12 protein-coding genes are annotated in these 13,719 nt (G+C 70.2%); 3 read left to right on the top strand and 9 right to left on the bottom strand.

Annotated features, from left to right (window positions below):
- Positions 1-104: 104 nt before the first annotated feature.
- Both AZL_RS21350 and AZL_RS21355 read right to left on the bottom strand, forming a co-directional pair.
- Entirely contained in the window at positions 105-764 is a 660-nt protein-coding gene (locus tag AZL_RS21350) for a hypothetical protein (RefSeq protein ID WP_012976537.1), read from the bottom strand.
- Between the two features lie 11 nt (positions 765-775).
- On the bottom strand, positions 776-1,675 hold the full coding sequence (locus AZL_RS21355) for a helix-turn-helix domain-containing protein (protein ID WP_247894446.1): 900 nt from the start codon (positions 1,673-1,675) through the stop codon (positions 776-778).
- A 767-nt stretch (positions 1,676-2,442) separates the two neighbouring features.
- On the opposite strand from AZL_RS21355, the gene AZL_RS21360 reads away from it, so the two are divergent.
- Positions 2,443-3,633, top strand: coding sequence for a hypothetical protein (locus tag AZL_RS21360; protein ID WP_042444946.1), 1,191 nt, complete (start codon positions 2,443-2,445; stop codon positions 3,631-3,633).
- Between the two features lie 22 nt (positions 3,634-3,655).
- On the opposite strand, the gene AZL_RS21365 is transcribed toward AZL_RS21360, so the two are convergent.
- The 7 genes from AZL_RS21365 to AZL_RS21395 form a co-directional block, all read right to left on the bottom strand.
- Positions 3,656-4,459, bottom strand: coding sequence for an ATP-binding cassette domain-containing protein (locus AZL_RS21365; RefSeq protein ID WP_012976540.1), 804 nt, complete (start codon positions 4,457-4,459; stop codon positions 3,656-3,658).
- On the bottom strand, positions 4,456-5,781 hold the full coding sequence (locus AZL_RS21370) for a sugar ABC transporter permease (protein WP_012976541.1): 1,326 nt from the start codon (positions 5,779-5,781) through the stop codon (positions 4,456-4,458). Before AZL_RS21370 ends, AZL_RS21365 begins: the two co-directional genes overlap by 4 nt.
- A complete protein-coding gene (gene xylF, locus AZL_RS21375) occupies positions 5,781-6,776 on the bottom strand; it encodes a D-xylose ABC transporter substrate-binding protein (RefSeq protein ID WP_042445238.1) in 996 nt (331 codons plus the stop codon). The genes AZL_RS21370 and xylF overlap by 1 nt, the downstream gene beginning before the upstream one ends.
- 193 nt (positions 6,777-6,969) lie before the next feature.
- A complete protein-coding gene (gene xylA / locus AZL_RS21380) occupies positions 6,970-8,292 on the bottom strand; it encodes a xylose isomerase (protein ID WP_012976543.1) in 1,323 nt (440 codons plus the stop codon).
- Entirely contained in the window at positions 8,289-9,740 is a 1,452-nt protein-coding gene (gene xylB, locus AZL_RS21385) for a xylulokinase (RefSeq protein ID WP_012976544.1), read from the bottom strand. Before xylB ends, xylA begins: the two co-directional genes overlap by 4 nt.
- A gap of 83 nt (positions 9,741-9,823) precedes the next feature.
- The gene (locus tag AZL_RS21390; protein ID WP_012976545.1) at positions 9,824-10,897 is read right to left on the bottom strand and encodes a LacI family DNA-binding transcriptional regulator; all 1,074 of its coding nucleotides are present in this window, start codon (positions 10,895-10,897) and stop codon (positions 9,824-9,826) included.
- 220 nt (positions 10,898-11,117) lie between these two features.
- Positions 11,118-12,062, bottom strand: coding sequence for a LysR family transcriptional regulator (locus AZL_RS21395; RefSeq protein ID WP_012976546.1), 945 nt, complete (start codon positions 12,060-12,062; stop codon positions 11,118-11,120).
- Between the two features lie 145 nt (positions 12,063-12,207).
- Between AZL_RS21395 and AZL_RS21400 the strand changes: the two genes are divergently transcribed.
- Both AZL_RS21400 and AZL_RS21405 read left to right on the top strand, forming a co-directional pair.
- Positions 12,208-13,059, top strand: coding sequence for a hypothetical protein (locus AZL_RS21400; RefSeq protein WP_012976547.1), 852 nt, complete (start codon positions 12,208-12,210; stop codon positions 13,057-13,059).
- Between the two features lie 45 nt (positions 13,060-13,104).
- Positions 13,105-13,689 carry a YceI family protein gene (locus tag AZL_RS21405; RefSeq protein ID WP_012976548.1) on the top strand — a complete coding sequence of 195 codons (585 nt, stop codon included), beginning with the start codon at positions 13,105-13,107 and terminating at the stop codon, positions 13,687-13,689.
- Positions 13,690-13,719: the final 30 nt, after the last annotated feature.

The following is a 13,719-nucleotide window of genomic DNA, read 5'->3' on the forward strand; positions in this document are numbered from 1 at the left end:
CACTCCTCTGGCTACAGAGTAGTTGAGTACAACCGTTGGTCAAGGCTGGCGATCGGCCGAGCCCTCCGGCGGTGGCACTCCATTGGCGGCGGCCATGGCGGGCCTCACCCCATGCGGCGCAACGCTCCGGCCGTCAGCGACCGCGGATCCGTGGCGTGGGATTCCGTGGCGTGGAATTCGGGCGGAGCCGCCGCCGCGAGCGCGCCCAGCCGGTCCGCCAAGCCGCGTTCCGGCGCGCACAGCTCCTCGCACAGCGCCCGCATCTCGGCGATGGAGGGGCGCCATTTGCGGCTGCGGCGCCAGTGACGGGCGGCGGCGTCGATCACCCAGGCGGGGTATTCGCCCAGATCCTCGGCCCAGTCGAGCGCCATCATCCGCTCGATCTCCGGCGACAGGCCCTTGGCCGGGAAATGGCTGAGCAGGGTGAGGACGCGCCCCAGCAGATGGTCGCTGTCGGCCGGAAGCAGCACGCTGGCATGCAGATCCTCCAGACTCTGCCGGGCGAGCGCCGCCTGGGCCTGGGTGATGCCGTCCGGTGGCGTCCACTGCTCGATCATGCCATCGAAACCGTTATCGCCGAAGCGCGGACGGCGGTCGATCCGGCCCTGCGCCAGAAGCTGCTGAAGCACCGGCGGCAGGGCGGCGGCCAGACGGATCCGGCGCTGGGGAGCGGGCTGGTTCGGATCGAAGGCCGTCGCCAGGGAGGCGGTGGCAAGCGAACGCTGGAGGGGGGTGATGGTGGCGCCCCTGGTTCTCGCGGTCATCTGTTTCCTCTTCACGACCAAGCCGGCGCGGGGCTGGCACGCCGGCGCAGTTCGGCCGCCGCCGCGCTCCAGGCGCCAAGACGCTGCTCGGCCCCGCCGGAGGGCCGGGAGGCCGGGCGGGCATCCGGGTGGAAAGCGGTGGTCGCGGCATGATCGCGGACCATCGGGGCCTTGCCGGCGGCGGCGTCCTGCGTCAGCCAGGCCCGCCATGCCGAGGAGATGTCGCGATAGCGGTAGCCATGGGCCTGGCAGCGCAGGATGAAGCCCTCGACATGGCGGCCGAGGTCGATGTCGGCATGGCGCGCCTTGGCCCAGGCCAGATCCGCCGTGGTCGGCATCCAGTCCTCCGGTACCGTCCGGGCCGGTTCATGCGGCTGCCCGCATGCCCGCTCGCCCGGTGCGAGCGAGTCAGGAATCTGTTTGAATTGGACCTGTTCCTGACTCGCCTGCGGACAGGGGATGTGTGTCGGCGAGTCATCCCTGTCGGCCGCCGGAACAGGGCCGGTGGTGATGGAATTCCCGCGGGTTTCCCCGGCCGGTTCCGCGACGCCGTCCAGCGGGGTGAAGCGCAGGCGGTAGAGGCAGGACAGGCGGGCGCCGTCGCGGCCGCGACGGTGTTCGACGCCGACCAGACCGATGTCGCTCAAACCCTGGATGATGCGGTTGATGGTGGGGCGCGACCGTTTCAGCTTGGCGGCCAGCGTCGATTGCGACGGCCAGCACAGCCCGTCCTCGTCGGCGAAGGTGGCGAGCGCCGCCAGGACGGCGAAACCGTCGGCCTCCAGGCCGGGATGGTCCAGCCACCAGGCGGGAATCCGCCCCCAGCGTCTGGCATCAAGGGGATGGGCGCTGGGGGGATGGGCGCTGGGGGGATGGGGATCTGGCGGATTTGCCGCTGGCGCCATGGTCATGGGAGAACTCCGCGAGGCTGTGAAGCCGGCCTGGATCGGGCCGGCACGCTTGCGCGAAGGATTCCGCCGGTTGCGGCGGCCGTCGAATCGCGGGCAAAAGCGACCGAGTCGGGTGTGTCCCATTGACGCGCGGTTGTGTCCCGTCGGCCCGCGCCTGTGTCGCTCCTGGTCGCGCTTGTGTCCCCTTTGCCCGCGTCAGGCCCGCGAATCGGATTCGATCCCGTTTGCCCGCGCTTTTCGGGACTGCCGCGCCGCCCGCGGCGGATCAGGCTGTCCCGCTTGCCCGCGGTTGCGCGTGTACCGCCCGAGGGGACCGCCATCCGGACGGCGAAGCGTGGCGCGGAAGACGGCCGAGGCCAAGCCTTCCCCGCCGACCCTGTCCCCTTTGCCCGCGTTTGGCCGCTTGGCCGGGCTTCCCTGTGTCCCGAATGCCCGCGTTTGAAAGCGCGCCGCCGTCGGATCTGTCCCCTTTGCCCGCGCTTGGCGGGATGGTGGCGGGGGCTGGCGGTGCCCGAGTCCCTGTCCCGAATGCTCGCGTTTCACCGGATCGTTCCGCGATTCGCGGCGATCCGCCCCGGCGGACGGCCTTGGACCGCGCCTGTCCGGGGGCGGGCGGGCGAAGCGCGGGCATTCGGGACACAGGCGCGGGCATTTCCGACACAAGCGCGGCCAAACGGGACACAGGGCTGGGCCGGGAGTCGTCGCCGCCCGTTGCCTCTCCCCGACGCCAAGCCCTATCGTGCCCTTTGGGTGAGGAGGGATGTGCCATGAGCAAGGCGAACGCGGTCCAGCTGACTCTGTTCGAGATGGAGGATCGCAGTCAGTCCCATATGATCGCGCTTTACGACACCGCGCCGCGATTCGTGTTCGTGTCGAAGGGCCGCGGGACCGAGCCGGAGCTGCCGGCCGCCAACGCGTTCGTCCAGTCGGTCCACAAGGAGTTCCCTTTCAAGGACGCCCTGTTCACCCTGACCTTGCAGCCCGCCCGCATCTACCGCCCGGCCAAGCCCGGCCCCGGCGAGGATCCGGCCGACAAGCGCATGGTCGAGTATGAGGTGTTCCCGTCGGAGCGCGAGCAGATCGTCGAGCAGGTGGTGCGCCGCCTCGCCATGGACCGCTCGCGCCTGTCGCTGATGGGCGACAAGCAGGACCGGGTCCGCGTCCATTTCTCGCTGTACGAGATCCGGCGGGAGCTGCGCGCGGTCAACCGCACCATGGACACGGCGGAGATCAGGGAAGCGCTGGAGATCCTGGCGCGAACCCGCATGATCATCAGCAAGGTGCCGGAGAACGGCCGCAAATCGGCGCGGCCGGTGCTGGAATCCTCGGTCTTCCCCACCCTCTACATCCGTCCGCGCACCGGCGAGGGCGGCGAGGAGGACGAGAACGACACCTATCTGGAATTCAACGCGCTGGTCGCCTCGGCCATCCGCAATCTGGAATTCAAGCCGATCTCCTACCAATGGATCATGCGGCTGAAGAGCCCGGTGGCGCGCTGGCTCTACAACCGGCTGTCGATCGACTATGGCGACCTCGACCTCGGCCGCCCGCCCGAGGGCGCCGACAGCGTGCCGCCGATGACGCTGTCGGCCGACGACATCATCAACAACAGCGGCATGAACGAGTGGAGCCGGCGGCGCGACACGCTGCGCACCGTGACCTTGGCCGTCGATTCCCTGGTCGAGGAGGGCATCCTCGACCATGTCGAGAAGACGGTGTCGAAGGATGGCCGGCGCATCAACGACATCGAATACATCATGATGCCGAGCCGGAAATTCCTCGATCAGGTACGGCGCGGCAACGACGTGCAGGAGGCGAACGCCGCGACCTACCGCGCCATCGCCGGCGGCGAGGATCGCCCGCGCGAGTTCCTGCCCATCACCCCCGGCCAGAGCGTGGACGTGCGCCGCCGCCGCGGCACCCTGTTGGGCACGCGCGGCGGCCAGGGCGAGGGGTGAGGCCCGCCGCCCGTCAGCCGCCTCAGACGGCGGCGCCCGGTCCGGGAATGGCGCCCGGCGGGCATTTGCCGAGGATGATCATCCCCAGCACCTCGTCCTTGGTCACGTCGGTGACGCGGGCGGTGCCGACCAGCTTGCCGTTCTTCATCACATGGAGGCGGTCGGCCAGATCGAACACGTCGTGGATGTCGTGGGAGATCAGGAAGATGCCGATCCCCTCCTGCTTGAGCTGCTTCACCAGCTCGCCCACCTGCCGCGTCTCGGCCGGGCCCAGCGCCGCGGTCGGCTCGTCCATGATCAGGACGCGGGCGTCGAAATGGATGGCGCGGGCGATGGCGACCGACTGGCGCTGGCCGCCGGACAGCGCCTTGACCGGTTCCTTGAAGCGGCGGAAATGCGGGTTCAGCCGGCCCATCACCTTGCGCGCCTCCGCCTCCATCGCGTGGTCGTCCAGCGTGCCCCAGGGGGTCAGCTTCTCGCGGCCCAGGAAGATGTTGGCGGCGGCGTCGACATTGTCGGCCAGCGCCAGCGTCTGGTAGATCGTCTCGATGCCGCAGCGCTTGGCGTCGCGCGGGCTGGAGATCTGCACCGGCTCGCCATTCACCCGGATCTCGCCATGGTCGGCGGCATAGGCGCCGGACAGGATCTTGATCAGCGTCGATTTGCCCGCGCCATTGTGGCCGAGCAGCCCGACCACCTCGCCGGGATGGAGGTCGATGCTGACGCCGTCCACCGCCTTGATGCCGCCGAAGGCGATGGAGACGTCGCGCATCTCCACCAGGGGGGCGGTCGCCGATTGCGGGACTGCCGTTGCAAGAGCGGTCATTTCAACCCCCTGCGGTAAAGCGTGTCGACATAGACCGCGGCGACCAGCACGATGCCGACGACGATGTTCTGCATCGGCGCGTCCACCCCCAGCAGCACCATGCCGGATTGCAGCGACTGCATCACCATGGCGCCCAGCATCGCGCCGAGGATGGTGCCGACGCCGCCGGCCATCGAGGTGCCGCCGATGATTGCCGCGGCGATGACATACAGCTCGTCCAGCGTGCCGTTGGCGTTGGTGGCGGCGTTCAGCCGGGCGGTGGCGATGCAGGCGGACAGGCCGCACAGCGCCCCCATCAGCCCGAACACCATCACCATCACGCGGCGCGTGTTGATGCCCGACAGCTCGGCCGCCTCGGGATTGCCGCCGATGGCGAAGACATAGCGGCCGAAGCGGGTGCGCCGCGACAGGAAGGTCACCCCGACCCCGACCGCCAGCGCGATCAGCACCGGGATGGCGAAGCCGTGGGCGACGAAGGGCGGCGCGCCGTCGGTGGCCAGCCCCTGGGCCTCCATCATCCGGCGGACCACCGGGACGGGGAGCGGATAGGCGTTCACCACCAGCACGGAGCCGACGATGGCGGCGGCGACCAGCAGGATCACCACCCCCTCCGCCCACAGCGGCCGGACGGGAAAGCCGAAGCCGGCCCTGCGCCGCCGCGTCGCCAGGATGGCGGCGACCGACAGCAGGACGGCGGCGATGCCGACCAGCCAGCTCGGCCCGGCGCCGATGGCGCCGTCGAAGCCGCCGCCCAGCCGCTTGAACAGCCCGTCCATCGGCGCCACCGTCTGGCCGGTCGTCACCCACCAGGCGGCACCGCGCCAGACCAGCAGCCCGCCCAGCGTGACGATGAAGGACGACACGCCGAGATAGGCGATGATGGCGCCTTGCAGCGCCCCCACCGCCCCGCCGACGGCGACCGCCGCCATGACCGCCACCACCCAGGTCAGCGGATGGTCGAACCCCCAGATCTCCGGCAGGATGCGGGCCTGGAGCACGCCCACCACCATGCCGGTGAAGCCCAGGATCGAGCCGACCGACAGGTCGATGTTGCGGGTGACGATGACCAGCACCATGCCCGTCGCCATCACGGCGACGGACGCGGTCTGCACCGACAGGTTCCACAGGTTGCGCGGGGTCAGGAAGGCGCCGCCGGTCAGGATGTCGAAGCCGATCCAGACGACGGCCAGCGCCCCGATCATCCCGACCATGCGGGTGTCCAGCTCCAGCGCGCGCAGGGCGTCGCCGATGCCGGCCCGCCGTCCGGCCGGCGCCTCCGGGGAGGGGGACGCCGGGGACAGGGTGGTGGACGGTTCCGCCATCAGTCGCAGGCCTTGACGCTGCCGGGCTTCACGCCCTGGCACACCACGTCCTTGGTGACCCAGCCGGCGTCGACGACGAGGTTCAGATTGTCCTTGGTGATGGCGATCGGGGTGAGGAACAGCGAGGTCATCTTCTGCTTCTTCGGCCCGCCGTCGAAGCTGGTGGCGCCGGCGATGTCGGTCATCTTCTTGCCGCCGGCGAGATCCATGGCGATCTCGGCGGCGCGGCGGCCGAGTTCACGCGCGTCCTTCCACACCGACACCGTCTGGGTGCCGAGCGCTATGCGGTTGAGCGCCGCCTTGTCGCCGTCCTGGCCCGACACCGGAACCGTCCCGGCCAGACCCTGCGCCGCCAGCGCCGCCACCGCGCCGCCGGCGGTGCCGTCGTTCGACGCGACCACGGCATCGACCTTGTTGGCGTTCTTGGTCAGGATCTGTTCCATGTTCTGCTGGGCGATGGCCGGCAGCCACTTGTCGGTATAGGCCTCGCCGACATTCTTGACGTCGCCGCGGTCGATGGCGGCCTTCAGCACCTCCATCTGGCCGGCGAACAGGAAGTCGGCGTTGGGATCGGTGGAGCTGCCCTTGATGAAGGCGTAGTTGCCCTTCGGCTTCAGCGCGAAGACGCTGCGCGCCTGGAGGCGGCCGACCTCCTTGTTGTCGAAGGTGATGTAGAAGGCCGACGGGATCTCGATCAGCCGGTCATAGCCGACGACGGGAATGCCCTCGGCCGCCGCCTTCTCCACTGCCGGGCGGATGGCGTCGCTGTCCTGGGCCAGGATGATCAGCGCCTGGGCGCCGCGCGAGATCAGCGATTCGATGTCCGACAGCTGCTTGGCCGGGGAGGATTGGGCGTCGGCCGACAGGTATTTGCCGCCGGCCTTCTCGATGACGGCCTTGATCGCCGCCTCGTCGGTCTTCCAGCGCTCCTCCTGGAAGTTGGACCAGGACACGCCGACGGTGGCGCCGGCGGCCAGTGCCGCCGTCGAGGTCATGGCGGTGGTGGCGGTCAGCGTCAGGAACAGGCCGGCGGCGGTGCCCTTGATGGTGGCGACGAGGCGGTGCTTCATCGAGTTTCCTCCTTATGTGGCCGTCCGGGTATGGCGGCCTTGTTGAGCGACGAAAGCAGAGGCGGGCGGCATCACTTCCCTCTCCCGTCTCGGGAGGGGGCACTTGATGCGATCCCGTTCAGACATAGCGGTTGACGACGTTCTCCAGATATTCCTGCCGGCCGGAGCGCGGCTGGGGGTTGAGGCCCGAGGTCAGCGCCCGTTCGGCCAGCGTGGCGAGATCGCGCTTGCCGGACAGGATCGCCTGGCCCTCGGCGCCGTCCCAGCCGGCGTAGCGCTCGGCCAGCGGCTTGGCCAGGGCGCCGTCCTCCAGCATCTGGGCGGCTTGCAGCAGGGCGCGGGCGCAGCTGTCGATGCCGCCGATGTGGCCGTGCAGCAGGTCGGCGGGGTCGAGCGACTGGCGGCGGATCTTGGCGTCGAAATTCAGGCCGCCGGTGGTGAAGCCGCCGCCCTTCAGGATGTCGTGCATCACCACCGTCAGCTCGCCGATGTCGTTGGCGAACTGGTCGGTGTCCCAGCCCAGCAGCGCGTCGCCGCGGTTCATGTCGAGCGAGCCGAAGATGCCGAGCGCCAGCGCCAGCGCCACCTCGTGCTGGAAGCTGTGGCCGGCGAGGATGGCGTGGTTCTGCTCGATGTTCACCCGCACGTCGGCCAGCAGGTCGTAGCGCTCCAGGAAGCCGTAGACGGTGGCGACGTCGAAATCATACTGGTGCTTGGTCGGTTCGCGCGGCTTCGGCTCGATCAGGATCGGGCCCTTGAAGCCGATCCTGTGCTTGTGCTCCACCACCATCGCCAGGAAGCGGCCCATCTGGTCGAGCTCCCGCTTCAGGTCGGTGTTCAGCAGCGTCTCATAGCCCTCGCGTCCGCCCCACATGACATAGTTGGCGCCGCCCAGCGCATGGGTCGCCTCCAGCGCCGCGCGCACCTGCCCGCAGGCGTAGAGGAAGACGTCCGGGTCCGGGTTGGTCGCCGCCCCGGCCATGTAGCGGCGGTTGGAGAACAGGTTGGCGGTGCCCCACAGCAGCCGGACCTTGGCGGTCTCCATCTTGGCGGCGAACAGCTCGGTGACCGCCTTCAGATTGTCGACGCTCTCGGCCAGCGTCGGGCCTTCCGGTGCTGCGTCGAGGTCGTGGAAGCAGAAGAAGGGGATGTCGAGCAGGCGGAACATCTCGAAGGCGACATCGGCCTTGGCGCCGGCCGCCGCCATCGGGTCGAGTCCCGGCCGCATCCACGGGCGCAGGAAGGTCTCGCCGCCGAAGGGGTCGCCGCCCGGCCAGCAGAAGCTGTGCCAGTAGCAGGCGGCAAGCCGCAGATGGTCCTCCATCCGCTTGCCCAGCACCAGGCGGTCCTTGTCGTACCAGCGGTAGGACAGCGGGTCGCGGCTGTCCGGCCCGCGATAGGTGACCGGGGACAGGTCGCCGAAGAAAGAGGCGGTGCTCACGACGCGAACTCCTTGGCAAGGGGGTAGAGCCGGCGCCAGCGCAGCCAGGCCTGGCTGTACGCGTCGGCGCGGGCCGGATCGGGGGTGAAGCTTTCCAGACGGCGGGGCTTGCGGCAGACGGTGGCCGGCGGTTCCCCGGTCGCCGCCATGCGGCCGAGATGGGCGGCGCCGAGAGCCGCCCCGACCTCGCCATCCTCGATGCGGTGGATGGTGACGCCCAGCACGTCGGCGCAGATCCGCGCCCACAGCCGCGAGCGGGAGCCGCCGCCGGCAAGGTCGAACGCCGTCGGGGCGCCCTCCCCCAGCGCGACGAGATTGTCGCGGGCGGCGAAGGCGACGCCCTCCAGCACCGCCTGGACCATCGCGTCGCGCGTGGTCTCCGCCGACAGGCCGGCGAACAGGCCGCGCACGGTGGCGTCATTGTGGGGGGTGCGCTCGCCCGACAGGTAGGGCAGGAAGGCGACCGGCGACGGTCCGGCGACGGCATCGCCGAGCGGGGCCAGCAGCTCCGCCTCCGCCGCGCCGAGGGTGTGGGCGGCCCAGGCGAGCGAGGCGGCCGAGGACAGCATGACGCCCATCTGGTGCCAGACACCGGGCAGCGCATGGCAGAAGGCATGGACCGCCATCGCCGGGTTGGGCAGGAAGCGGTCGGTGGTGCGCCACAGCACGCCGGAGGTGCCGAGGCTGAGGAAGCCATCGCCCGGCGTGATGGCGCCGAGCCCGACGGCGCTGGCGGCGCAATCCCCCGCCCCGCCCGCCACCAGCGGCTGGGTCCGCATGCCCCAGCGGCGGGCCAGATCGGGCGAAAGCTGGGCGACGGCGTCGGAGCCCTCGGCCAGATCGGGCATGTGGGCGCCGGTCATCCGGGTGGCGGCGAGCAGATCGTCGGACCAGCGGCGCCGGCCGACGTCGAGCCACAGCGTGCCCGACGCGTCCGACATCTCCTCCACCATGGCGCCGGTGAGGCGCCAGCGGACATAGGCCTTGGGCAGCAGCACCTTGGCCAGCGCCGCGAAGATCTCCGGCTCCTCCTCCGCCACCCACAGCAGCTTGGGCGCGGTGAAGCCGGGCATGGCGATGTTGCCGCTGATGGCGCGCAGCGTCGGCAGCGTCTCCTCCAGCGTCGCGCACTGGCGGTGGGAGCGGCCGTCGTTCCACAGGATGGCGGGGCGCAACACCCGGTTGTCGCGGCCCAGCAGCACCGCGCCATGCATCTGGCCGGAAAAGCCGACGCCGAGCACGGCGGCGAGAGCCATGGGCTGGCGTTCGGCCAGCTCGTCCACCGCGGCGATGGCGGCGGAAACCCACTCCTCCGGCTCCTGCTCCGACCATAGCGGGTGGGGACGGAAGACGGTGCAGGGGCGCGACGCGACGGCGGCGACGGCCCCGTCGGCGTCGGTCAGCACCGCCTTGACGCTCGATGTGCCGATGTCGATCCCGAGAAACATGACGGTCGACTTTCGTGTCATGCCCCGAACCGCAGGCCGGGGCGGGTTGGAGTGAGTGGCCGTGCCCGCCGCTCCCCCGCCCGTCAGGGCAGGTTGTCGCGCAGGATGACCTGGACCCGGATATGCTCCTGCGCCGCGACGATCTCCTGGCCCGCGACCAGGGCATGGAGCACCCGCGCCATCGAGCGCACCTCGTGCCCCGGATCCTGGGCGACCAGGGCGGCGAAGGTGCCGTCGAGCAGCATGCGGCGGGTGGCGGGCGTCAGTTCGTGCCCGACGCAGAGGATCCTGCGGGCGAGCCCGGCCTCGGCCAGCGCCTCGCCGATGCCGACCGAACCCTCGCCGGTGTTGTAGATCGCCACCAGATCGGGGGTGTCGGCCAGCATGCGGCGGACCAGATCGCGGTTGCGGTCGGGGTCGTCGCGCCCCTCCACCGGGGTCAGCCGGGTCAGATGGGGATATTCCTCCGCCAGCACCTGTCCGAAGCCGAAGCGGCGTTCGGCATGGTCGCGCAGGCTGCCCGACCCGGTGACGATGCCGACGGCCCCCCCTTGTGCCACCATGCCGGCTTCCCCGGCGCGCGGCGGACCGAGGAAGCGGCCGACCAGCGATCCGGCGGTGCGGCCGGCGGCGATGTTGTCGATGCCGACATAATGCTGGCGCCGCGACGACGGGGCATCCGACACCAGCGTCACCACCGCCATGCCGCCTTCGACCAGATCGTCGATGGCCGCCCGGATGCGCGGATGGTCGAGCGCCACCAGCGCCACCGCGTCGAAGCGCCCCGGCAGCCCGGCCAGCTCCGCCGCCAGCCGGTCGGCGTCGAACACGTCGGTCTCGACGATCTCCACCGCGATCCGCCGGGCGCGGAACCAGTCGGCCTGGGCGCGGATGGTGTCGGCGATGTCCATCATGAAGCGGTTGCCGCCGCTGGGCAGCAGCACGGCGAAGCGCCAGGAGCGCGACCGCGCCAGCTCCGCCGCCGCCGCCAGCGGGCGGAAACCCAGCCGCTGCACGGCCTCATGCACCTTCAGCGCGGTCTTGGCGCTGACGCCGGGCCGCCCGTTGACGACCCGGTCGGCCGTCGCGAGGCTGACGCCGGCGGCGGCCGCCACGTCGCGCAGGGTCAGAGGTGCGTCGCTGAGTTGATTATTCATGCCACGAACATATTCCGGCATTTTGAGGTGCGCAACTCAAAACTTGGATGGCGGCCTATGCCCTGTCTTTTGGCCGATCCGTCTGGCCGTTGGGCTTATCATCGGACGCAGACTTTCAGGTGCGTACGTCAGTATGTGGCGGCGCTGGCGCGGGCTTTTGGGACACACCGCTGTTGTGAGTGGCGATGGTATCCCCTCTCCCCCCCGCCGTAAGCCGGGCTTACGGCGGGGGGGAGAGGGGGATTGGGAGGGAGAGGGGGATCAGGCCGGGGCGGCGTCCCTCCAGCAGGTCGCGGTCGCGGGTCAGCGCCTCGGCCATGAAGTCGAGGAAGGCGCGGACACGGCCCATATGGCGCAAATCCTCGTGGGTCAGCAGCCACAGCTTGGTGTCGGCCTCCGGTATGGGATCGCCGATGCGGCGGAAGGCGGGGTCGCCGTCCACCACCCCGCAGGGCAGCAGGCCAAGGCCGATGCCGGCCCGCACCGCCTCCACCGCGCCCGCCACCGAGTTGACCCGGTAGCGCACCGAGGCCGCCGGCACCGTCCGCTCCGTCCAATGGGCGAGGTTGGTGTGGGCGAAAGACTCGTCCAGCCCGACCCAGGGATGGCGCTCCAGCCCGCCGATATCACCCGTCCGCTCCAGATAGGCGACGGCGCCGTAGGCGGCGAAGGCGAGCCCGGACACGGCGCGGCCCACCAGATTCTCCGGCGGGCTGGTGGTGGCGCGGATCGCCACGTCGGCCTCCCGCCGGGTCAGGCTGAGCGACGCCTCCGCCGCCACCAGATCGATCCTCAGATCGGGATGGCGCCGGCGGAAGGCGGCGATGTGGCGCGGCAGGATATAGAGGGTCAGGATGTCGAGGGTGGTGACGCGCAGGCTGCCGCTGATCCGGGTGTCGCTGCCCGACAGCAGCCGGTTCGCGGCGGCCAGATCCTCCTCCATCTTCTGCGCCACCCGCTGCATCTCGTCGCCGGCCGTGGTCAGCACATAGCCGCCCGGCAGCTTGTCGAACAGCCGGGCGCCCATCGCCTGTTCCAGCGCCGTCACCCGCCGCAGCACCGTGCTGTGGTTCACCCCCAGCGCGCGGGCCGCCGCCGACAGCGAGCCATGCCGCGCCACCGCCAGCAGGTAGCGAAGATCATCCCAGTTGCTGCCACTTATCATTTATTCCCGCTCATCCGTGCAGACGCTTTTTGCAAATCTCCCGAATTTGCGCTCATCAGAGCACAGGCTAGGGTCCTGGCCCAAGCGCAACCTGCGCCATCCCCAGGCGCCACCCGCGCCATCCCATTGAAGACCGGCCGTCCGCATGTCCGAGCTGCTCCAAGATCCCTTCGTCCAATCCAGCGTGCTGCCCCTTGTGGTCGGCCTGATCCTCGTCGGCCTGCTGCATCTGCTGCGGCGGTCGCTGGCCTCGGCCGGGATCGCCGCTGGGTTCCTGGTCGTCTTCGCGATGGTGATCGGCCTGCCGGCTCTGCCGCCGCCGTCGAGCATGGGCAAGCTGTTCTGGTCCTCGGCCATCGGGCTGCTGCTCGGCGTGCTCGCCGATCTGGCGGGTGTCCGCAGCCGGGCCGCCGCGTTGGCGCTGGCGGTCTGGCTGGCCGGTTCGCTGCTGTGGATCGCCCTGCCCGCCCTCGACTCCGCCGTGGCGGTGATCAGCCTGCTGGTCCTGCTGGGGGCGGCGCTGTGGGTCGCTTTCGGCAATTCCTCCGAGACGGGCGGGCGCCCGACCGCGCCGGCCGCCACGCTGCTGGCGCTGGCGCTGGCGGTCGGCGGCACCGCGCTGATCGGCTCGTCGGCCTCCATCGCCCAGATGGCGCTGGCGCTGACGGCCTCGGCCGGCGCCTTCCTGCTGTGGAACTGGCCGGTGGAACGCCATGGCTGGGGCCTGTCGGGTCAGGTCGCCACCGGCATCGCCCTGCTGCTGGCCGCCGTGCTGGCCCTGTTCACCCAGACCCAGGCGGCGGTGCTGCTGCTGGCCCTGCCCGCCCTGCTCGCCGGCCGTGCCGGCCGCTTCATCCCCCGCCTCATCCCCCTGGGCGACGGCCTGATCGGCCGCGCCGCCTCGGCGGCCGCCGTCACGGTGGTCGCGGTCCTTCCGGCGCTGGTCGCCATCGGCGCCGCCTACGCGCTGAGCGGCGGCGAAGCGTCGCCCTACTGATCCCCCTCATCCTAATCATTCAATCCTGTTTCCGGAGTTGAGTTCATGAAGAAGACCCTGTTCGCCGCCGTCCTGTTCGCCGCGACCGCCGTCGGCACCGTCGCCCCGGCCTTCGCCGCCCCGGTCAATTACAAGATCGACCCGGCGCACACGGCGGTGGCCTTCATCGTCAACCATGTCGGCTTCTCCAACGTGATCGGCCGCTTCAACACGGTCGGCGGCGACATCACCTTCGACAAGGACGCCGTCGAGAAGAGCGTGGTCACCGTCACCATCGACACCACCAGCGTCGACACCAACCACGCCAAGCGTGACGAGCATCTGCGCTCGCCGGACTTCTTCAACGCGAAGGAGTTCCCGAAGCTGACCTTCAAGAGCACCAAGATCGAGAAGACCGGCGAGAAGACCGGCAAGCTGCATGGCGACCTGACCATGCTGGGCGTCACCAAGCCGGTCGTGCTCGACATCACCTTCAACAAGGACGGCGTCAGCCCGGCCAGCAAGCTGGAGACCGCCGGCTTCTCCGCCCGCGGCACGGTCAAGCGCACCGACTTCGGCATGAAGTACGGCGCCCCGGCCATCGGCGACGACATCCAACTGCTGATCGAGATCGAAGCGGTCAAGTCCTGATCGCCGACGGCGTTCCGCTGTTGTGGATTG

The organism is Azospirillum sp. B510 (assembly GCF_000010725.1).
GTDB lineage: Bacteria > Pseudomonadota > Alphaproteobacteria > Azospirillales > Azospirillaceae > Azospirillum > Azospirillum lipoferum_B.